General features: G+C 47.2%; 20 protein-coding genes. 4 read left to right on the top strand and 16 right to left on the bottom strand.

Annotation, left to right across the window (positions count from 1 at the left end):
• Nucleotides 1-15: 15 nt before the first annotated feature.
• From BUB86_RS01850 to hpt, 4 genes are all read right to left on the bottom strand, one after another.
• Nucleotides 16-3,327, bottom strand: a complete 3,312-nt coding sequence (locus BUB86_RS01850) for a carboxypeptidase regulatory-like domain-containing protein (protein ID WP_073204439.1) — start codon at nt 3,325-3,327, stop codon at nt 16-18.
• A gap of 142 nt (nt 3,328-3,469) precedes the next feature.
• The gene (gene obgE / locus BUB86_RS01845; protein ID WP_073204436.1) at nt 3,470-4,639 is read right to left on the bottom strand and encodes a GTPase ObgE; all 1,170 of its coding nucleotides are present in this window, start codon (nt 4,637-4,639) and stop codon (nt 3,470-3,472) included.
• Between the two features lie 32 nt (nt 4,640-4,671).
• Entirely contained in the window at nt 4,672-5,244 is a 573-nt protein-coding gene (locus BUB86_RS01840; protein WP_073204435.1) for an adenylate kinase, read from the bottom strand.
• A gap of 32 nt (nt 5,245-5,276) precedes the next feature.
• Nucleotides 5,277-5,813: a hypoxanthine phosphoribosyltransferase gene (gene hpt / locus BUB86_RS01835; protein ID WP_073204432.1), complete on the bottom strand. Its 537-nt coding sequence runs from the start codon at nt 5,811-5,813 to the stop codon at nt 5,277-5,279.
• Nucleotides 5,814-5,904: 91 nt separating this feature from the next.
• On the opposite strand from hpt, the gene BUB86_RS01830 reads away from it, so the two are divergent.
• Entirely contained in the window at nt 5,905-7,416 is a 1,512-nt protein-coding gene (locus tag BUB86_RS01830) for a bifunctional ADP-dependent NAD(P)H-hydrate dehydratase/NAD(P)H-hydrate epimerase (protein WP_073204429.1), read from the top strand.
• The gene (locus tag BUB86_RS01825) at nt 7,413-8,492 is read left to right on the top strand and encodes a DUF4831 family protein (RefSeq protein ID WP_073204427.1); all 1,080 of its coding nucleotides are present in this window, start codon (nt 7,413-7,415) and stop codon (nt 8,490-8,492) included. Before BUB86_RS01830 ends, BUB86_RS01825 begins: the two co-directional genes overlap by 4 nt.
• A gap of 3 nt (nt 8,493-8,495) precedes the next feature.
• Here BUB86_RS01825 and BUB86_RS01820 read toward each other — a convergent pair whose 3' ends face one another.
• The 6 genes from BUB86_RS01820 to BUB86_RS01795 all read right to left on the bottom strand — a co-directional run bounded on the left by BUB86_RS01820 (nt 8,496) and on the right by BUB86_RS01795 (nt 14,313).
• On the bottom strand, nt 8,496-9,524 hold the full coding sequence (locus BUB86_RS01820) for a M28 family peptidase (protein WP_073204424.1): 1,029 nt from the start codon (nt 9,522-9,524) through the stop codon (nt 8,496-8,498).
• 29 nt (nt 9,525-9,553) lie between these two features.
• Nucleotides 9,554-11,263 carry a membrane dipeptidase gene (locus tag BUB86_RS01815; protein ID WP_073204420.1) on the bottom strand — a complete coding sequence of 570 codons (1,710 nt, stop codon included), beginning with the start codon at nt 11,261-11,263 and terminating at the stop codon, nt 9,554-9,556.
• Complete coding sequence (locus BUB86_RS01810; RefSeq protein WP_073204416.1) at nt 11,260-11,739, bottom strand: Lrp/AsnC family transcriptional regulator; 480 nt, start codon at nt 11,737-11,739, stop codon at nt 11,260-11,262. Before BUB86_RS01810 ends, BUB86_RS01815 begins: the two co-directional genes overlap by 4 nt.
• 111 nt (nt 11,740-11,850) lie before the next feature.
• A complete protein-coding gene (locus BUB86_RS01805; protein WP_073204413.1) occupies nt 11,851-12,810 on the bottom strand; it encodes an FKBP-type peptidyl-prolyl cis-trans isomerase in 960 nt (319 codons plus the stop codon).
• Nucleotides 12,811-13,692, bottom strand: coding sequence for an FKBP-type peptidyl-prolyl cis-trans isomerase (locus BUB86_RS01800; protein WP_073204411.1), 882 nt, complete (start codon nt 13,690-13,692; stop codon nt 12,811-12,813). It lies immediately after the preceding gene.
• A 15-nt stretch (nt 13,693-13,707) separates the two neighbouring features.
• Nucleotides 13,708-14,313, bottom strand: coding sequence for an FKBP-type peptidyl-prolyl cis-trans isomerase (locus BUB86_RS01795; protein WP_073204408.1), 606 nt, complete (start codon nt 14,311-14,313; stop codon nt 13,708-13,710).
• Between the two features lie 158 nt (nt 14,314-14,471).
• On the opposite strand from BUB86_RS01795, the gene BUB86_RS01790 reads away from it, so the two are divergent.
• Entirely contained in the window at nt 14,472-15,164 is a 693-nt protein-coding gene (locus BUB86_RS01790) for an SIR2 family NAD-dependent protein deacylase (protein WP_073204406.1), read from the top strand.
• A gap of 33 nt (nt 15,165-15,197) precedes the next feature.
• Here BUB86_RS01790 and ispG read toward each other — a convergent pair whose 3' ends face one another.
• Genes ispG through BUB86_RS01765 form a run of 5 tightly spaced genes read right to left on the bottom strand, consistent with a single transcriptional unit; the run spans nt 15,198 to nt 19,950 of the window.
• On the bottom strand, nt 15,198-16,577 hold the full coding sequence (ispG, locus tag BUB86_RS01785) for a (E)-4-hydroxy-3-methylbut-2-enyl-diphosphate synthase (RefSeq protein ID WP_073204403.1): 1,380 nt from the start codon (nt 16,575-16,577) through the stop codon (nt 15,198-15,200).
• 2 nt (nt 16,578-16,579) lie between these two features.
• The gene (gene purE, locus BUB86_RS01780) at nt 16,580-17,086 is read right to left on the bottom strand and encodes a 5-(carboxyamino)imidazole ribonucleotide mutase (RefSeq protein ID WP_073204401.1); all 507 of its coding nucleotides are present in this window, start codon (nt 17,084-17,086) and stop codon (nt 16,580-16,582) included.
• Nucleotides 17,087-17,123: 37 nt separating this feature from the next.
• Nucleotides 17,124-17,744 (bottom strand): phosphatase PAP2 family protein, encoded by a 621-nt coding sequence (locus BUB86_RS01775; protein ID WP_073204398.1) that lies wholly within the window; start codon nt 17,742-17,744, stop codon nt 17,124-17,126.
• Nucleotides 17,741-19,249 carry an RNA polymerase factor sigma-54 gene (gene rpoN / locus BUB86_RS01770; RefSeq protein ID WP_073204396.1) on the bottom strand — a complete coding sequence of 503 codons (1,509 nt, stop codon included), beginning with the start codon at nt 19,247-19,249 and terminating at the stop codon, nt 17,741-17,743. The genes BUB86_RS01775 and rpoN overlap by 4 nt, the downstream gene beginning before the upstream one ends.
• Before the next feature lie 20 nt (nt 19,250-19,269).
• On the bottom strand, nt 19,270-19,950 hold the full coding sequence (locus BUB86_RS01765; protein WP_073204395.1) for a hypothetical protein: 681 nt from the start codon (nt 19,948-19,950) through the stop codon (nt 19,270-19,272).
• Between the two features lie 69 nt (nt 19,951-20,019).
• Between BUB86_RS01765 and BUB86_RS01760 the strand changes: the two genes are divergently transcribed.
• Nucleotides 20,020-21,309, top strand: coding sequence for a histidine-type phosphatase (locus tag BUB86_RS01760; RefSeq protein WP_073204392.1), 1,290 nt, complete (start codon nt 20,020-20,022; stop codon nt 21,307-21,309).
• Here BUB86_RS01760 and nrdG read toward each other — a convergent pair.
• Entirely contained in the window at nt 21,283-21,780 is a 498-nt protein-coding gene (nrdG, locus tag BUB86_RS01755) for an anaerobic ribonucleoside-triphosphate reductase activating protein (RefSeq protein WP_073204390.1), read from the bottom strand. The two genes, BUB86_RS01760 and nrdG, sit on opposite strands and share 27 nt — an antisense overlap.
• Nucleotides 21,781-21,794 lie beyond the last annotated feature (14 nt).

The following is a 21,794-nucleotide window of genomic DNA, read 5'->3' as shown; positions in this document are numbered from 1 at the left end:
AGTATATTCGAAACCTTAGTTGAAGAGGTAACGAAGTGTAAACATAATGCGGTAAGTAGATGCTGTCGACTCATAGTTCTGAGATGTAGTGAGGTGACGTGCACCATTAACAAGGTTATATGAATACTGCTGGGTCTTAGCATCATATGACAACAGGGTGTTACCTGTAATCTGCTTGTAGAGGCCCCAGTCCTTGCAGAGGAAGTTAAGCAGGTTCTCTACGTCCATACCCAGCTGCAAGCTATGCTTGGTCTTACCAATAGTAACATTCATATCACGCAGGTAACGGAAGTCAAGCTGATGATGCCAAGGCATCTTAGCGCCACCACGCTCTGCATACTGTCCTGTTCGATTCTTCAAGTAGTTATCCTGCTGAATGAATGACCAGAAGTCATCACGCTGCATATCAGCAGTATAAACTTCTCCATCAACCTTACCCTCCTTGAAGTCCCAGTTGTTGAGCTCCTGACGAGAAGCTGGTACATAGATAAGGTTGCCAGGTGCTGAAGGATCGTTGTTTACGTTGCTGCTGAAAATATATGAGTAGCGACTGTAAGAATAGCTACCCAGATAACCATACTGATAACCATCGTATACGAGGCTGAATGTTGAAGTAGCATTCTTTGACTCCTTAAGCTTATAGCTAGCTGATACAAGCAGACGGTTAGGAGCTACGTATGTAGCATAACCAGTCTCATTATCGTTAACAGCATGGATAGAGTTACGATAGTTGTTATAAGCAGACGATACCTGGTCGCCAATACCCTCGGTATAGCTCTTTGCCTTAGAGAAAGTGTAGCTAGCATTGAGGTCGAGACCAAAGTCGAAAGCCTTATGGAGCTGGAAGCTCAAAGAAGCATAGTAAGCCTTTGAACCAGCATTCTCGAGCACGTAAGCACTCTGGCTATTGTAGGTAGACATCTTATGACGTACATCGCCGTGACCAAGGTCAATGGTTGAAGTACCATCCCAATAAACGTTAGCATTAGATACTACAACTGGATTCAAATCTCTGTTATAGATACCTTCAACAGTGAAGTCGATATCATATGGCAACTTAGCATCGAATGCCAGTGATGCCTTCCAAGTCTTAGGCATGCGCAGATCCTCGCTCAGGATTGTGGGGTTGCCAGGAATTGAAGTAGAGCTAGTAGCATTTATCTGCTTCAACATATCCTCCTGATTCATAGTAAACGTTGGCATTTTTTTACCATTACTTGCGGTTGCTACATATGAAGTCTGACCCATACCAGAGTTACCTACAGAAGAAACAAGCCATACGAATGGCATACGACCTACGAACAAACCAGTACCTCCACGGAGGATATATTTACGGTCACCAGTGATATCCCAGTTGAAACCAACACGTGGTGAGAAGCTAATGCTATTATTGGGCACATTATCAGTGCGGAAGTGCTTACCACCAAAGTCAAGATTATAGTAACCCTCATTGAAGTTGTCCTTCAGTGAAGGATAAGAAGGAAGCTCAAAGCGAACACCTACCGACATACGGAAACGGTCGCTCAGGCTCATATTATCCTGGAAGTAAAGAGACCACTGGTTGGTATTCATCTTTGATGTAAACATCGAGTGAGCATCATTGTTACCATAGGTAATACCAAACAGGCGAGGAGCACGTGAGAATACAGCACTCCAGTTTCCTACAGCTACTTCATCAGGTGTAGCCTCAAAAGCATAGTAACCTGCAGCTGCCTGAGCATATCCATTAGCTGCGAAGTTGTGCTCAAACTGCAAACCACCAAACAGGTTATGCTTGCCAAGTGTTATATTAATCTCATCAGTAATAACAGTATTCTTGGTCTGTGCCAGGTTTCCATAAGTGAATACATCACCCATCAGAGCCCAAGAAGGATAGTGGTTCTGACCATCGTTCATCAGAATTTCTACAACAGGGGCAGCATCGTTATACTCAGTAGAACGAGGCTGATCCTGGAAAGAATAAGTGCCACGAAGAGTATTGTTCAGCTTTCCGAACTTAGAGTTCAACTCAGCTGCGAACGAAGTGAATCGATACTCTGCATAATAGCGACTTGAGAGAGAACTCATGCCATAGTAGGTTCCGCTACCATAGGTATTCTGGTTTCCACCATAAATGGCATTTGCCTGATTGCTACCAATAGAACGAGATGAAGATGCGCCACTAGAACTTTTACGGTTAGACTTGGTAAAACGAATGTTGAACTTGTGGTTATCAGTGATATTCCAGTCAAGTCGAGCCAAAATACGGTAAGCTGGAGTCTTCACGTTGAAGCCCTGCCAAGGACCTGTAGTAAGGCCATAGGTATTCTGCATATAGGTTGACAGGCTCTCAAGCTCATCAATCTGTGGGCGACGATTAGTGTTGGTATAAGGAACAGAACCATCACCAGCACGAGCTTCAGGACCAGCTGTCAAATTATCCTCATATTCACCATTAACGAAGAAGAACAACTTATCCTTAATGATAGGACCACCAAGTGAAATACCATAGGTATCGTTATGGCCATTATCTACAGCGAATACAGTATTTCCTACACGGTTACCTTTCAGAGATGTACTTGTGATGTAGGTATAGAGGCTACCTTTGAACTCGTTGGTACCACTCTTGGTAACAGCATTGATACCACCACCAGTAAATCCGCTCTGACGTACGTCGTATGGAGTAATAGAGATAGTCATCTGATCCAAAGCATCAAGAGAGATAGGAGTACCTCCACCAGGCAGTGGGCTTGAACCCAAACCAAAGGCGTTGTTGAATGCAGCACCATCGACTGTGATGCTTGATTGACGGTAGTTACCACCACCTATTGCCATACCTCCTGCAGAGCTACTCTGTGGAGTCATCTTCATGATGTCTGTCATTGAACGGCCAATGGTTGGAATTGCTGCCATCTGGGCGCCATTAAGACTTGTAACGGCACCTGAACGATCAGAGCGCATAGTGTTACGAGCTGAAGCTACGATCTCTACCTCTTTAAGCATTTCGCTTCCTTCAGAGAGTTGTACATCGAGAACACTTGTCTGACCCAGAGCCAACTGGATGTCAGTGTACTTTTTTGTTTGGAAGCCGATGTATGAAACCTCGACCTCATAAGGGCCACCAGTACGCATACCAGTCAAGGTATAACGTCCATTTACATTGGTAACTGCGGTGTAACGAGTACCAGAAGGTTTGTGTACAGCCACAACTGTAGCACCAATGACATCCTCACCATTTGCATCGTTGAGGGTCACCTTACCAGCCATACTTGAGGTTGTGACTTGTGCCATCAATGTTAATGAAAAAGTTAACATTAATGAAATCAGAAAGAGCAATCTTTTCTGCATAAACTTTTAACTGTTTTAATTAATTAATTAATCGGAATAAAACCGGATTGTTTAAATTTCGCTGCAAAGATAGGAAAAATATTCGATTTAATGTTATAAATCGACAACTTTTTAAAAAAATCGCAAAAAAACTTGCGTAACGTTAATCTTCGTCACCAAGTTCTTCGAACTCGAAATCGTCCAAATCCTCAATTTCGTCGCCATCAATGTACTCTATGTCCTCATCTTCACCCTCATCGGCAAGTTCCTGAGCAAAAACACTCATATCCTTGTCGCGATGTACCAGAGAGTCCTCGGAGGTAATTACATTGAGCTTATTGCTTTCGGAGTTAAGTTCGCTCCAAAGCACATCTTTGAGTTCGTCGAGTCCAAAACCTGTTACAGTCGAGATAAACACCACGGGAAGATCGCTTGGCAGAGTCTCCTTCAGCATCTCGATCAACTCTTCGTCGAGAAGGTCGCATTTGGTTACTGCCAGAACGCGATGCTTATCAAGCATCTCTGGGTTGAACTGAGCAAGCTCATTGAGCAAAATTTCATATTCTCGCTTAATATCATCGGTATCGCCAGGTACCATAAAGAGCAACAGCGAGTTTCGCTCTATATGGCGCAAAAACCTGAGTCCCAAGCCTTTACCCTCAGAAGCACCCTCGATAATACCAGGGATATCAGCCATCACAAACGACTTATTATCGCGATAGCCCACAATACCAAGTGAGGGTTCCATCGTGGTAAATGGATAATTAGCTATCTTGGGTTTAGCATTAGAAAGCGATGAGACCAAGGTAGATTTTCCTGCATTAGGAAAACCTACCAAGCCCACATCAGCTAAGAGTTTCAATTCAAGAATAATGGTCATCTCCTGCATAGGCTCACCAGGCTGCGCATAGCGTGGAGCCTGATTGGTTGAGGTGCGGAACTGGAAGTTACCCAATCCACCTCGACCACCCTTCAGCAAAAGAACTTCCTGACCATCGTATGTAACATCGCAGACATATTTACCCGTTTCGGCGTTATAGACCACAGTACCGCAAGGCACGTCGATATAAACATCCTTTCCATCAGTACCGTGACACTTGTCGCGACCACCATTACCTCCATGTTCAGCGAAGATATGGCGCTCATATTTCAAATGGAGCAGAGTCCAGTAGTTATGGTTTCCACGCAGAATAATGCTTCCGCCTTTTCCACCATCACCACCATCAGGACCGCCATTAGGATTATACTTTACATGGCGCAAGTGCATACTGCCTTTTCCACCCTTACCAGAGCGGCAGTAAATCTTAACGTAGTCTACGAAATTACTCTCCATTTTTTCTAGATTTACTAGTTTTGCTAGTTCTACTAGATATTATCAATAACTTTACAAATATCTGCAAAGATGCGATCCAGTTCGCCCAGACCGTCGATATGATAGTGAACACCCTCCTTCTTGTACCACTCAATGAGAGGCATAGTCTGAGAGTGGTATACTACAAGGCGCTTCTTGATAGTCTCCTCGTTGTCGTCAGCGCGTCCGCTCTGCTGTCCACGAAGAATGAGGCGCTTCATCAGTTCGTCCTCAGGAACATCAAGCTCAATCATAGCAGCCACCTTGTCGCCACGCTCGTCGAGCATTTTCTTCAAAGCCTCAGCCTGTGGGATAGTGCGGGGGAAGCCATCGAAGATAACGCCCTTGCTATCGCGTCCGAAGCTATCATAAACAGAGGCAAGAATGCTGACCATCAGGTCGTCGGGAATCAGCTGGCCCTTCTCGATGTAGCTGGCAGCGGTCTTACCCAGTTCTGTACCATTCTTGATTTCACCACGAAGCACGTCACCAGTTGAGATGTGGTTCAGTCCGTACTTCTCAATCATCTTATCACTCTGTGTTCCCTTGCCTGAGCCGGGAGCACCAAAAATAACGATATTCTTCATTATCCTGATATTTAGTTTTGATTAAGTTTTATCTATTCTACAATTGTGTAAACATCCTTCAGGCCTCTTCCCTGCTGATCGTAGTCTAGTCCGTAACCCACAATGAAGTCATCGGGAATGCTAAATGCCACATATTCAGGATGTATATCTTCCTTCAGCTTACATGGCTTAAAGAAAAGCGTACAGATATATATCGCTGCAGGATTACGTGTACCCAGCGACTCTATCATCTGTTTCATGGTGAGACCGCTCTCCACAATATCCTCCACGATAACAATGGTACGGTTGGTAAGATCCTCGTTAATGCCAAATACCTCTTTAATCTTGCCTGTCGAAGTGGTTCCCTGATAAGAAGCCAGCTTAACAAACGATATCTCGCATGGGATAGTCATCTCGCGCATCAGATCGGCAGCAAAAATAAACGAACCATTCAGCACGCCAAGCAGCAATGGATTCTTACCCTCCAAGTCCTTGCTCATCTGCTGGGCTACAGCCTTTATACGCTCCTTGATCTCTGCCTCTGTGATAGAGATTTTGAACGATTTATCCTTTAACTTAACGATGCTCATACGCTGAAAGAATTAAAAATTTGTGCAAAATTACAAAAAATCTGCCAAACTCTGTCATTCATTAGCAATTTTTTCGTATTTTTGCACCATTATGAAGATATTTACGAGTGCGCAAGTCCATGAATTGGACAAATTCACCATAGAGAACGAGCCCATTAAGTCGATCGATTTGATGGAGCGAGCCGCCAAAGCCCTGACACAAGCCATTACAGATAACTGGAGGAACAACACGCCAGTTATCATATTTGCTGGCCCAGGGAATAATGGTGGCGATGCATTGGCTGTGGCCAGAATGCTTGTCGAGAAAGACTATGATGTAAAAGCCTACCTTTTTAATATATCCGACCATCTTTCAGAAGACTGTCTGGCAAACAAGAAACGCCTAATTGAGAAACGCTCGAAAGCACTGATTGAAGTTACTCAGGAGTTTGAGCCACCACAGTTGGGAGAAGGTATGTTGGTTGTTGACGGTCTGTTTGGCTCTGGCCTAAACAAGCCTTTGGCAGGCGGATTTGCATCACTAGTGAAATATATCAACGCGTCGCATGCTCAGGTAGTAAGTATCGATGTACCATCGGGACTGATGACCGAGGACAACACATATAATGTGAAAGCCAACATCATCCATGCCAACATGACATTGACACTCCAGCTACCTAAGTTATCGTTCTTGTTCCCAGAGAATCAGCAGTACATCGGACAACTGAAAATACTCGACATTCGCCTGAGCAAACAGGGGATGGAGAAAATAGAGGCTAACTACACACTACTCGAGGAAAACGACGTACGTCCTCGCATTCTGAAACGCGACCCATTTGCCCATAAGGGGAAAATGGGTAATGCACTGATTATTGCGGGTAGTTACGGCATGTGTGGCGCTTCGGTTCTGGCAACCAAGGCCTGTCTTCGCGTTGGAGCAGGAAAGGTTACTACCCACACACCCAAACGTAACAGCACCATACTCCAAATTAGCGTTCCTGAGGCCATCATCCAGTTTGACAGAGAAGAAACCACATTCTCGGAAGCAGTAGATACCGAGGATTTCAACGCTTTAGGGATAGGCCCTGGATTAGGCACTAGCGAGCAGACTGCTATCGCCATCATTGCCCAGTTGCGTCGCACCCAATGCCCAACTGTCATAGATGCTGATGCCATCAACATTCTGGCTAACCATCGCGCATGGCTTCAACAACTGCCAAAGGGAATCATCATGACGCCACATCCCAAGGAGTTCGACAGACTGGAAGGTCACTCAAACGACAGTTTTGAGCGCCTGATGAAGGCTCGCGACTTGGCCGAACGCATCCAGGGATATATTCTGCTAAAGGGACATCACACCTCGCTTTGCCTGCCAGACGGACATATAATCTTTAACTCAACAGGTAACGCCGGAATGGCTACCGCAGGTAGCGGCGATGTACTAACGGGTATCATCACAGGACTTCTGGCTCGAGGATACAATCAGGAGAATGCATGTATAGTAGGTATGTATCTGCACGGATTGGCAGGCGACATTGCTGCCCGCGAATTAGGCGAAGAGAGCGTGATTGCCAGCGATTTGATTCAGAATCTGCCTTACGCATTTAAACGACTAAATGAATGAAAAATATATTTGCTTTATTAATAGCCTTTACATTAGGCACAGCCAGTTCATTGGCTCAAACGGTTATCAGCAACTACAAGCCAGGGGTTACTAGCGAGGGGGCAGTATACTATCTGCCCAAGACAGCTATCCGTATAACACTACAGATAGAGAAAACCACATATACACCAGGAGAATTCTGTAAGTATTCAGAGAAATACCTGCGTATCAAGGATGTTTCTTCTACTCCATCAACAAAGTATCGCCTGATTTCAATACTTCAGGAGCCTTTTGCAGTTGCAGATACATCCAAGTGCTATGCTGTAAAATACGACGCCAGAACCTCTGCATGCAACGTGCGACTTTCTGATGAAGGCATCCTGCTGGCAATCAATCAGGATATCAAGCAGCAGGCTGCAACTAAAAAAGTTAATGAGCGCAGAATTGCGCCCATCACCAAATCGCCGAAATCATATCTAAGCGAGGAGATTCTTTCAGCAGGAAGCACATCGAAGATGGCCGAACTGACTGCCCAGGAGATTTATGAGATTCGCGAGAGTCGCGGTATGCTGGCCAAAGGTCAGGCCGACTTCATGCCCAAGGATGGCGAGCAGCTGAGACTGATGTTACAGGAACTGACTACACAAGATGACGCGCTTACCAGCTTGTTTACTGGTGTAACAGTAAGCGATACGACCACATACACTCTAACCTATGTGGTAAACAAACCTGTAAAGCGCGATGTATTGTTCCGCATCTCATCGGATTACGGACTTGTAGACAACGATGACCTTTCAGGTACACCTTATTATATTAATATAGAGGACTTGAAAACAGTTGCAGCACCTGCACCTGCTGATCCAAAAAAGGCAATAAAGCCTCAGCTTTCAGGTATCTATGTGAATATTCCTGGAAAGATGCGTTCTACCATCTTTGACGCAAAGGCTCAGATAGTAGCAAGCGAGTTTCCCGCCCCACAATTCGGAAATGTAGAGTTGTTAAGCGGTGCCTTGTTTAACAAGCGCTACACCACCCGACTACGCCTACACCCCCTTACAGGAGCAGTAGAGAAATTAGAAGCCGAGCAACCCAAATAAAGATTACTTCTCAGAATAAATAACTTGGATAAGAGTCTGCCCTACAGCTTGTAGGGTATTCTTATCGATGTGCTCCATATCATCGTTGATGGTATGCCAGGTAGGACCAAAGCTACTCTGCTCACAGTTTGGATAATATGGAATGATATCGATAGTTGGGATCTTAGCCTTGGTGTTTACAGGCACATGATCATCGGTAACGCCTGTACCTATCTGAGTTGGGAAGAAGCTACCATAGCCCACAACCTGAGCAGCACGCCACACCTTGTCAACAATATTGCTGGCATACTGAACAGAAAGAGCCTCCTTATAGAACTGGGCACCTAGTCCGCCAACCATATCCAACAGGATTCCAAAACGCGCTTTATATCCTTTCTTATGCAGATTGGCTGACCAATACTGAGAACCAAGCGCCCAAGTATTACCATCGTAATTAGCATCGCTCCACTGAGGCACACCCCAGTCTTCGGCATCGAAACAGATAAAGTCAACACCCATCTGAAGCGTATCTTTGCTTATCAGCCTAGCCACCTCAAGCATCACAGCCACACCTGATGCACCATCGTTAGCAGCCATCACGGGCGTTTTGTGATTGGCCTCGTCAGGATCGTTATCAGCCCAAGGGCGACTGTCCCAATGGGCACAGAGTAAAATACGTTCTTTGAGATCAGGACGATAGCTGGCAATAATATTGGTGCTGTTAAGCGATGTGCCGTCGTAGCCTTTAAGTACAGCCTTCTGAGGGATAACATCCAGTCCGAAACCTTTGAACTTAGAGATAACCCACTGCTCACAACCATCGTGAGCCTTGCTGTTCATGGTACGTGGTCCAAAATCACACTGAGCTTGACAATACTGATAAGCACTGTCTGCACAAAAAGCAGGACCAACGGGTTGCATCGAAGCCGACTCATCGGTTGTTTGCTTTCGTAGATTACCACAAGAGACAGTGTATAGTGAATAGTGAATAGTGAATAGTATCACGCCCACAAAATTCACACATCTCTTTATATTCTTTCTATTTACAATCATCACACTATTCACTATTCGTTATTCACAATTCACTTCCTTTGCACTTCTTCCATCACTCGCAGGAAATTACCGCCCCAGATTTTCTGGATATCCTGCTCGCTGAAACGACGAGCCAGTAATCTTCGTGTGAAATTTATCAATTCCGACGAGTTAGCGAGACCTCTTACACCACCATCGCCATCAAAATCTGTTCCAAGACCTACGTGGTCAATACCCATCACATCGATGGCATGCTCCAGATGAGCTATTACATCGTTGATGGTTGCCTCGCCTTCTTTACGAAGGAAACCGTGATAGATGGTAGTCTGAGCTACACCGCCATTCTTGGCAAGGGCACGCATCTGGTCGTCTGTCAGGTTACGTTGGTGATCACAGAGTGCACGAGCAGAAGAATGGCTACAAACAATTGGCATGCTACTGATTTCCAAAGCCTGATAAAAACTCTCCTCACCAGCATGACTCATGTCTACCAGCACTCCCAGGCGGTTCATCTCCTTAATCACCTGTTCGCCAAACGCACTCACACCATGATGGGTATGCTGTGTTTTCGAAGCAGAATCGCAGATATCGTTATCACCATTATGACAGAGTGTCATATACACAATGCCTCTATCCACAAAATGCTGAAGATTCTCCAGCTTTCCATCGATGGCGATACCATTTTCGATACCCAGCATGATACTCTTCAAGCCCATGTGTTTGTTCATCCACAGGTCGTGAGGCGTGCTGGCGATACGGATATAATCACTATTCTGACTGACGATGACCTCAATCTGATCGAAAATGCTATCAGCAAAATCCCTTGGATTATCTGTGGGCTGAGGCAGATAGGCCACCATGATAGTAGCATCCTGACAACCTTCGGTCATCTTGTGCAAATCAACTAGTATCTTTCTATCGCGATGATCGAAGTGAATGCCTTGTGGAAAGAACATCGGCGTATCACAATGGGTGTCAAGAGTCAACACTCTATTGTGGGTTCTGTGAGCCTCACGATAACTCTTAGCCTCAGCAACAAGCCACTGGAACAAGGGCAGTCCTTCTTCCAAACACTCCGGATGCCACTGAACACCAAGTATGGACTTAAACTCCGCGCTCTCAATGGCCTCGATAATACCATCAGCCGACTTAGCTACAACTCTGAATTTGTCGCCAGCCTCAGCCACAGCCTGATGATGGAACGAGTTAACCATCACTTTTTCTTCCTTATATATATTAAATAAGGTGGAATCCTCGTCGATTGTGACGCTATGTGTAGCCTCTGAACGATCGGCATCCTGTGAATGTTTGATGGTTGCCACATCGCTGATATCCTGACTCACCTTACCTCCAAAGGCTGTTGCCAACGTCTGAATACCCCTGCAGATACCTAGCATCGGAATCTGACGATTGTAAGCCAATCGGGCTATCAGCAACTCTGGCAGATCGCGTTCCTGATTGATACCATGAAGCTTGGGCGATGGCTCCTCGCCAGCCCACAACGGGTTGATATCGCCACCACCGCTCAAAATCAGGGCATCGATATGCTCCAAAGTATTAATAATCACATGCTTATCAGCTACAGGCGGAATCACTACGGGCACACCACCCGCCTCGACTACCGACTGATAATAGCCACGACCTAACTTACAGGTAAGATCTTCATAGTTACCAGTTATACCAATAACAGGACGTTTATCGGCCTCAGGATAGTGGGAATAAACGTCATCCAGATGAGACTGGAGGTCAAATCTGCTCATAGTTTCTTATCTTCTTCGTCGAGCACGATGGGTATCTCACGCTTCAAGCTCTGCTCCAGCGAGATCAGAGTCTCTGTGGCAACAACGCCGGGAGTGCCCTGCAGTTTGCCATTCAGCAACTCCATCAGTTGCTCGTTGTCTCTAGCATAGAGTTTAACCAACATCGTATACGGGCCAGTGGTGAAGTGACATTCCACCACCTCAGGGATATGCTTTAAGCGCTCTACCACCTCTTTATACATAGAACCCCTCTCGAGGTTGATACCTACGTAAGTACAGGTAGAATAACCTAAGCTCTTTGGATTAACATCGAAACCACTACCAGTTATCACATCGGCATCAATCAGATGCTGAACACGCTGGTGGATAGCGGCTCGCGATACGTTACACTCTGCGGCTACATCCTTGAAAGGAATACGCGCATTCTTGGAAAGAATACTAAGAATCTTCTTGTCCAGAAAATCAATTTTCTCCATTAAGTTTCCTTTTGGTTACATTTTGTCAGCAAAAGTAAGTATTTTTACTGAATAATGCAACTTTTTTGGAGAAAAAATTAAAAAAGTGTGCCACTTTCGTGACACACTTGCTTATTTCTTAGCTTTTTTCTGTGTTTTTGTATTCTTTGTAGTTGCAGGTTTATCACCAACGATTCCAACCAACTCGATATCAAAAACCAGAGCACTGTAAGGTTTAATCTGACCAGCCTCACGACTTCCGTAAGCTATGCCATATGGAATATAAACCTGCCACTTAGAACCTACCGGCATCATGGTGAGCGCCTCAGTCCAACCCTTGATAACATCGGTTGGACGGAACTCTGTAGGCTCATCACCATGTTTCTTAGATGCATCGAACACGGTTCCGTCAATCAAACGACCCTCGTAGTGCACCTGTACCTTATCATTCAGACTAGGAACAGCACCAGTTCCCTGCTTCAGCACCTTGTACTGCAGACCGCTAGGAAGCACTATCACACCCTCCTTCTTAGCATTCTCCTTCAGGAACTCCTCGCCAGCTCTGCGGTTAGCACCATAGAGTCTCTCTTCGCGCTCAGCTTTAGCTGCCTCAGACTTGCTTCTAACCAATGCATTGGCATCTGAACTCTTGAAGAATGTTTCGTCCTTGAGCAGACCTGCTACAAAGCCCTTGTAGAAAACATTGGCAGAGATAGAATCGGGAGTATCCTTGAATTCTGCAGCCAATTGGGGCAACATGCGCTCCTTCAGCTGCTGAGCGATTGACGTACCCATCAGATAGGCTTTTACCTTAGGATTGTTAGCATCCTTGACAACGGTCTCTTTGAAACCACACAAGAAGTCAGCCATATAGGCTGTATCAACCTTCTGCTGAAGCAGATATTCTACCAAACCCTGCGTTGCCGACATACCAGCTGCATAGCTCACTGAGTCAGAAGCACTATTCAGGCTGAAAGTCTCAACCACGGGAGCTTGCTCTACCACAACAACCTTCTTTTTCTTGGCTGCATCAACTGTAGACAAAGAAGCACCCGCCACAAGGGCGAGTGCAATTATCAGATTCTTTTTCATTTACTTTCTGCTAGGATTAACCTCAATCAGTTCAATCTTGAAGATCAGAGCTGAGAAAGGATCGATTTTACTCTGGGCACGCTCACCGTAAGCCAGCTCCTGAGGAATGTAAACCTCCCATACAGAACCAGCAGGCATGTGAGTAAGAGCCTCTGTCCAACCCTTAATAACCTGATTAGCACGGAATGTAGCAGGCTCGCCACGCTTGTAAGAGCTATCGAAGACAGTATCGTTGATCAGGCGACCCTCGTAGTGTACCTTTACCAGTGAGGTATCAGCAGGGATAGCACCAGCACCCTCCTTGATGACCTTGTACTGAACACCGCCAGGCAGAGTCTTTACACCATCCTTCTTAGCGTTAGCAGCAAGGAACTTCTCACCAGCCTCCTTGTTAGGACCATAGGTCTTAATCATCTCTTTAGCCTTGATTTCCTGAATTAGGCGCTGAGCTACCATCTGAGCAGAGTCAACAGTCATCAGACCCTTCTTGCCAGTAGTACCGCTGATAAATCCAGCGAGGAAGTTCTTCAGTGAGATAGTCTTGGTAGAGTCGTCGCCAAATACCTCGTGGTTGATGCCCTTAAGCATACGGTTTGCAATCTGCTGACCAATCTGGATACCTGCATAGTAAGCAGCCTTCTTCTTGTTGTCACCAGCGTTTGCACCCTCGTTCAGACCCTTGATGAACTCAGCCATGTAAGCTGTATCAACATCAAGACTACCTACGAGATACTCCTTCAGACCCTGAGTCTGAGCCATACCAATGGCGTAGCTCATGGTGTCTACGTCGGTCTTCAGATTGGCTTTTGGGCCCTGATTGCCACATGCTGTGAAACCAGCAGCAGCGATAGCCAAAACGGCTACAATTGAAATCTTTTTCATTGCTTTCTTATATTTTTAAACTACTTGTATTAACTCTACATCGAAAATAAGAGCTGCAAATGGAGGAATAGAAGCACCTGCACCACCCTCGCCATAAGCCAGACGGTAAGGGATGAAGAAACGATACTTAGCACCCTCCTGCATCAGCTGCAGTCCCTCGGTCCAACCAGCAATCACCTGCTGGAGTGGGAATGTAGCGGGCTCGCCGCGCTGATATGAGCTGTCGAATACGGTACCATCGATAAGTGTACCCTCGTAGTGACACATCACAGTATCCTTAGCACTTGGCTTCTTACCGTTACCCTCTTTCAGCACCTGATACTGCAGACCGCTGGGCAGTGTAACGATACCATCCTTCTTAGCATTCTCGGCCAGATACTTCTCACCAGCCTCCTTATGTGCCTTTCCCTTCTCGGCACGCTCAGCCTGGAGCTTCTGCTCCTGCTTCTGGAAATAATCCTGTACGATAGTCTGAGCCTCACGGTGTGAAACCTTCAGCTCATTACCTTTCAAAACGTCGTTGATGGCCTGTGCAAAATCCTCGGCACTGATGTTGTCAGCACCCATCTGAGCCAACTGCTGACCGATGCCCAGACCTAAAGCGTAACTTAATTTGTCCATTCTCTATTTATTAATAATGTGTAACCTTTAAAAATCGGACGCAAAGGTACAATATTTTTTAGACAAAAGTACATAAGAACATATTTTTTTTTGTTTCTTTTGTTCTTTTGTCTAAAAATACGTATATTTGCACATCATTAACACGTAAATTATAGCTTATGAAAAAGATTGTTGTACTTACAGGTGCAGGAATGTCGGTAGAAAGCGGCTTAAAAACCTTCCGCGATGCCGATGGTCTTTGGGAGAATTATCCCGTTCAGAAAGTAGCTACTCACGAGGGTTGGTTGGCAGATCCAACACTCGTAACAAACTTCTACAATATGCTCCGCAAGAAGTGCTGGGACGTAAAGCCTAACGTGGGGCACAAACTGGTGGCCGAACTCGAGAAGAACTACGACGTGACGGTTGTTACTCAGAATGTTGACAACCTGCACGAGATGGCTGGTTCAAGTAAGGTAATCCACCTGCACGGCGAGCTGATGAAGGTTTGCTCAAGTCGCGATGTCGATGACCCACGCTATCAGATTCAGCTCACTCCCGAGAATTGCGAGATTGAACCTGGCACCAAGGCTGGCGACGGTTCTCTGCTTCGTCCGTTCATTGTATTCTTTGGCGAAGCTGTTCCTAACATCACCCTTGCCGCCGAAGAGGTGCAAGAGGCTGATATCCTGATTATTATCGGTACCTCATTGGTGGTTTATCCAGCTGCAGGACTGATGCATTATGCCCGTCCCGATGCGCCAATCTATCTGATAGACCCGAACCCCATCAACGTTGGCGGACGTGTCACACAGATACAGAAAGGTGCTTCTGAAGGCATGAAAGACCTGATGAATATTCTTGAGAAATAACAATAAACCCCGCCAAAACGGCGGGATTTATTGTTATGCTCTGTCTTTGCGAATCAATTCCAGCAGTTTCTCTACTGCTTCCTCTTCGGGAATGTTTTTCTCAACACATTCCTTAGCCTTGTAGAGAGATATCTTACCTCTGCCAGCGCCCACATATCCGTAGTCGGCATCGGCCATCTCGCCAGGACCGTTTACAATGCAGCCCATAATACCAATCTTAAGTCCTACCAGATCCTTGGTAGCAGCTTTAATCTTGGCGATGGTTTCCTGCAGATTATACAGTGTTCGTCCGCAACCAGGGCATGAGATGTACTCAGTCTTGGTGAACTTGATGCGGGCTGCCTGCAGAATGGCGTCGGCCAGGCTAGTAAGACTAGCCGGACTAGCATAACTAGCAGGACTGGTGATAACCAGTTTAGTAGCCTTGCGGTCGATAAGCAGGGCACCTACAGCCATAGCGGCTTTAAGCTGCAATGTTTCCCAATCGGGTGCATCCACATTCAGGGTGATGGTATCATCCTTGATGCTCGCCTGAGCCTCCTCGCGCAACTTGGTACACTCAGGAATCATATCTACCAGCTTGCGAGCCACGGGAATCTCGCACTCGGGCTCCTCAGAGAGCGATACGCGGATGGTGTCGCCGATGCCCTCAGTCAGCAGGGCACCGATACCAACGGCACTCTTGATACGTCCGTCTTCGCCTTCGCCCGCCTCAGTCACGCCCAGGTGCAGCGGATAGTGCATATCTTCTTTATCCATCGTCTCCACAAGCAGTCGCATGGTGGTTACCATTACAACCGTGTTTGATGCCTTGATAGAGATAACCACGTCATTGAAGTTCTCGCGACGAAATATGCGCAGGAACTCCATACAACTCTCTACGATACCAGCGGGGGTATCGCCGTAGCGGCTCATGATGCGGTCGGACAGCGAACCGTGGTTCACACCGATACGTACAGCCGTGTGGTGTTCCTTACAGATATTCAGGAATGGCACCAGCTTGGCCTCAATCTTCTTCAGCTCTTCTGCATACTCCTCGTCAGTGTACTCCAGATGCTTGAACGTACGACCTGGATCTACGTAGTTACCAGGATTAATACGCACCTTCTCGCAGTACTGTGCAGCCACATCAGCTGTATGAGCCGTAAAATGCACGTCGGCCACCAGTGGTGAGTTATAGCCGTCGGCCTTAAGCTGGGCCGAAATATTCTTCATATTCTCTGCCTCACGAGTACCTTGGGTGGTAAAGCGTACTAGCTCGCCACCAGCATCTATAATGCGCTTGGCCTGAGCCACACACCCCTCGGTATTATTGGTATCTACCGTACCCATCGACTGGATGCGGATGGGGTTCTCACCACCGATACCAATGTTTCCCACGCGGGTTTCAGAAGACAATCTTCTTTTGTACATATTTAGTTAGTTTTGAACTGATACTTAATCTCAGCCAGTTCCTCGTTGGCCTTTTCAATCTTGATACGCAGATTGCCTTTGTAAACAGCCAGGCGCTGTGCCAGGTCCTGATCGCTCAGTGCCATCATCTCAACAGCCAGGATAGCTGCGTTCTGAGCACCGTTCACACCTACTGTAGCCACAGGTATTCCTGGGGGCATCTGGATAATAGAGAGCATGGCATCCAGTCCGTCGAGCATTCCCTTGATGGGCACACCGATAACGGGCAGAGTGGTCGATGCAGCAATCACGCCAGGCAGGGCAGCAGCCATGCCGGCTCCAGCAATAATCACCTTGATACCGCGATCCTTAGCGGTACGGGCAAACTCCTCTACAGCATCGGGAGTACGATGAGCCGAAAGGGCATTTACTTCAAAAGGCACCTGCATCTCGTCGAGCAGTTTGCAGGCTTTTTCCATGATGGGCAGATCACTTGTGCTACCCATGATAATACTTACTAATGGCTTCATATATTTGACTATTTTACGATTTGACAATTTAACGATTTTAGAGATAGATCAACCCAAGGATGGAGCAGATAATTCCCACCAAGAATCCGGCTACTACCTGCGACAACGAGTGCTGACGTAGAATCATTCTGCTGGTGCCGAGCACGCCTGCTAGGATAAAAACCAGGCAAAGCCACCAAACGGGGTTGAATCCAAAAAACTCACCGAACACGAACAACGCACCTGCCACACCGCCAATGGCCGATGTATGGGTTGATATCTTCCACCACACGTTGACTAGTGCGCACACAATCTGAATAGCAAGTGCAGCCGAAACGATGGTGCCCATAAAGTGCGGAATATGCAACATGTCCATGATATACACACAGAAAAAATAGCAGAGAATGGAGATGACGTAAGGCACCATGCGGCGCTCCTTATGCCCCAGTTCTATCAGGTTCCACCCCTGATATTTGCGATACAGATGAATCAGCACCGTAGGCAATAAGATAGTGAAGAAGTACACCATCGTTAGCACCTGCAACTTGTAGGCCGTAGGCATCAGACTGAGATAGCTCAGGAAGAAGAGTGCCATCAAGCCCACAATGGGCAGATAGAATGGTGTGAACACCATGCTGATCACTCTTGCCGTTAAAATTATATTCTTTTCTCTGCTCATTTTCTTAGTCGTGCAATGGGTATACCCAACTGTTCGCGATACTTGGCCACTGTGCGGCGTGCGATGGGGAATCCTTTTTCAGCGAGCTGATCTTTCAGCTGATCGTCGCTCAGCGGCTTACGCTTGTCCTCGGCATCCACCAGGTCGCGCAGGGCAGCCTTAATCTGTCGGGTACTCAGCTCCTCGCCGCTCTCAGTCACGTAGCCGTCACTGAAGAAGTGGCGCAGCGGGAATGTGCCCCAACGTGTCTGCGCGTACTTCGAGTTGCTCACGCGCGAGACGGTCGATATGTCGAGTCCAGCCTTCTCGGCTACGTCTTTCAGAATCATAGGACGCAGCGATGCCTCGTCGCCATCGAGAAAGAACTGGCGTTGCAACTGGATAATGGCCCGCATGGTGATGGTCAGCGTGTGGCGGCGCACCTTCACAGCCTCGATAAATCCCTGTGCGGCATCCACCTTTTTCTTGATATATAGCAGGGCCTCCTTAGTCTGTTTGCTCAAGTTATCCTTGTTCTGCTGATACTCCTTCATCGAGTCGACAAACGATTGTGACACCTTCAGCTCGGGCACTTCACCGTTGTTCAGCGTAAAGGTGATGGTACCGTCGTCCAGCGTGTCAACAATAAAGTCTGGCGTTATCTGTTGCATGCTCCTGCCCACCACCTCACCGAGCGAAGCTCCTGGACGCGGATTCAGTTTGCGCAACTCATGGAACAGCGTCTCTGCCTGCACATCGTTCAAGCCCAGGTCGCTTTGTATCTTGTCCCAGTGCTTACGTGTAAACGCCTCGAAATAGTTGTTCACCACGCGTTCCATCAGGTCGCGCAGCTTCGATGGATCACGGCGCTCTATCTGTAGCAGCAGACACTCCTGCAACGAACGGGCACCGATGCCAGCGGGGTCGAAAGCCTGCAACATCAGCAACACGCGCTCTATCTCTTTCTCGGTAGCGTCGATGTTATGGTAAATGGCCAACTCATCACACACTATCGAAAGATCCTTGCGCAGCAGTCCGTCGTCATCAAGCGAACCTATCAGATATTCTATGATGTCACGCTGCTTGGGCGTCAGGTCCATCTCGCCCACCTGCTCTTTCAGTTGATCGTAGAACGACTCTGTCTCGCCGTAGACTATTTCCTCGCGCTCCTCACTATACGAGCTACCGCTCTGATATACAGGCAGATCCTCATCGTCTCGCCCTATGCCACTTAGCGCCTCGTCGAGTGCCGACTGGCGTTCTTCGCGCTCTGTGACCGTCTCGAAGTCGTCCTGCGCATCTGCGTCGTCGTTATTGTAATCCACATCCTGCGTCGAGTCGTTATCATCGTAAGGCGATTCACTCTCCAGGGCAGGATTGTCGTTCATTTCAGTGTTGATACGGTCAACCAACTGCGCCACTGGAAGTTCTATCAGCGACGATTGCAACAACTGCTGCTGCGAGAACGTCTGTCCTAACTTCTGCTGTTGTAGTTGTTCCTGTATCTGTGTATTTTCGTTTTTCACTTTTTCACCTTCTCACTTTCTCACCTAAAGTACTCTTTCAATTGGTCGGCATACGATGCCAGTTCTTCGGGATTGGCGTTGCCGAACCTACGCCATACCTGCTGACAGGCCAACGCCAAGTCGCCCATCATCATCTCTTTACGATTCTTTGCTGAAGCAAAGCGACCAGAGATCGAGCGCAGGTACGGGTCGCAGTGCTGAAACGCCTCCATCACCTCCACCACCTCTTCAGGCTTTATCTTCATCATCTTGGCCAGCTCTTGCACCTCGGGGGTTTCTGTCACCATGGTAATGGGTGTCAGTCTAAAGTACAGATCCAGTATCAGCGTCAGCATCATCGGCGTCAGCACGGTGCTGTCGGCTATGGGCTTAAAATCCTTTTCAAAACTCTCGTTGGTCTCCACGCCGTCGTAGAACTCCAGCGCATTGTTGAATCCCCACATCTCACGCAGCAGGTTCACGGCACGCTTCAGTTTCTTGGGATTGTTACCATACAACTCCCAGAACCTTTCCACACGCGGTGTTTCAAGGTTGGCAATCTGGCACATCTTATTGAAGAGCATGTTTGGTGCAATGTGCAGTTCGAGGCTCAAATCCACCATCCCCTTACTGTACATCGGCTTGATACCAACAGGCTTCTGAAGGTACAACTGCAGTAGCAGCAACCAATATTCATCCTGCCATTTTGAATTTTTTGCCATAATATTCCGTTATTTTGTTGCAAAAATAATGCTTTTTTTGTATATTTGCAACCGAAAAAGGAGAAATTTATGCGAAAAGTGGTATTATTTGCCCTTTGGGCACTGTCATTAACCTGTATTGACGCTCAAAACGTTCGTGAACAGCTGAAACGCGACTTTCTCAAAGCCGGAAGTAACTATTATGCCTACCAGGGTCCCACCCGGGCATTAACCCCTGCGCCTGCCGGTTTAAAACCATTCTATATCAGCAGTTATGCCCGTCACGGCTCACGTTTTCTCATCAATCAGAAAGATTACGATGTGCCTTATCAGGTCATGCTCAAAGCCCACAAGTTGGGCAAACTGACGGATATTGGCGAGCAGACTTTCAACGAGTTGCAATTACTTTACGACGAGGCTAAAGGGCGCTACGGCGACCTTACGCCACTGGGTGCAGCCCAGCATCGCCAGATAGCCCAACGCATGTACGACCGCTTTCCTAATGTGTTTAAGGGCAACGCCATGGTCGAGGCCAAGAGCACAGTAGTCATCCGCTGCATTCTCTCCATGCAGAATGAATTGCTCCAGCTGGCCAGAAACAACCCCCGACTCATCTTTAACGCCGATGCCTCGCAGCACGACATGTACTACATGAACCTGCAAGATTCGGCACTCTACAAGAAGCGCTACTCCAAGAAGACACAAGAGGTTTACCGCGAGTTCTGCAGCAAATACGAGGTGCATACCCCTGCCATGGCCAAGCTGTTTAACGATACTGCCTACTTCAACCACGAGATTGACGCCTTCGAGCTCAACCGTGCCATCTTCAAGATAGCATCGAGCGTTCAAGGCACCGAGATGCGCTACCACTTTAATCTGTTCGATGTGTACACACCCGATGAACTTTATAACAACTGGCTACAGGCCAACTGCTTCTGGTTCCTCAGCTTTGGCTGCAATCCCTACAACGGTGCACAGCAGCCTTACACCCAGCGTAACCTGCTTCGCCGCATCATCGAGGATGCCGATAGCTGCATCTATCGCCCGCATCCTGGCGCCACACTGCGCTTCGGCCACGAAACCATCATCCTGCCGCTGGCCTGTCTGCTAGATCTGAACGGCTACGGCCGCGAAATCACCGATATGGAACGCCTCGACCTAGATGGCTGGATCAATTTCGAGGTATTCCCCATGGCGGCCAACATCCAATTTGTGTTCTACCGCAAAAACAAGAAAGATCACGACATTATCTTCAAGGTGCTACTCAATGAGAACGAGGCTACCCTGCCCCTGCCTACTGACATGGCACCATATTATCACTGGAAGGATTTCCGCGATTTCTATCTCAAAAAGTTAGATGCTTATGTTCTCGCGCCATAGCACTACCTTTCCTTGGTAGAGCGAAGCTTGAACGTCGATGATCCGTTGGTTCGATGAACCACAGAACAACAAGTCAGGGTCTTTTAGTCTTTCGATAAAGGGGCCATCTACTAGCACATCTAGCTGCTCTAGCAGCTCTAGCTGATCGCTCTGGATAAGGCTTTCGAACTGAAAGCCTGTATAGCACCAAATATCCTTATTCGTATGCTCATGTATGGCGCGTGCCAGTTCGGCAAATCCGGCCGCCTGATACATGGGGTCGCCTCCCGAGAAAGTAACGTTGGCAAAAGGGTCGTCCATGATAATCTTCAGGATTTGCTGGGTGGTCATCTCGTGCCCGCCATCGAATGCCCACGACTGTGGGTTATGGCAGCCGGGGCACTTGTGATTGCACCCTGCACAATAAATGGAGGTCCGGAATCCCGGACCATCCACCATTGTATCTTCAAGAATATCGAGTACTCGAATCATTTGTATCTATTTGC

The sequence above is a fragment of the Xylanibacter ruminicola genome, assembly GCF_900142525.1.
Lineage (GTDB): Bacteria > Bacteroidota > Bacteroidia > Bacteroidales > Bacteroidaceae > Prevotella > Prevotella ruminicola_A.
This window is presented reverse-complemented; position numbering and strand designations above follow the sequence as displayed.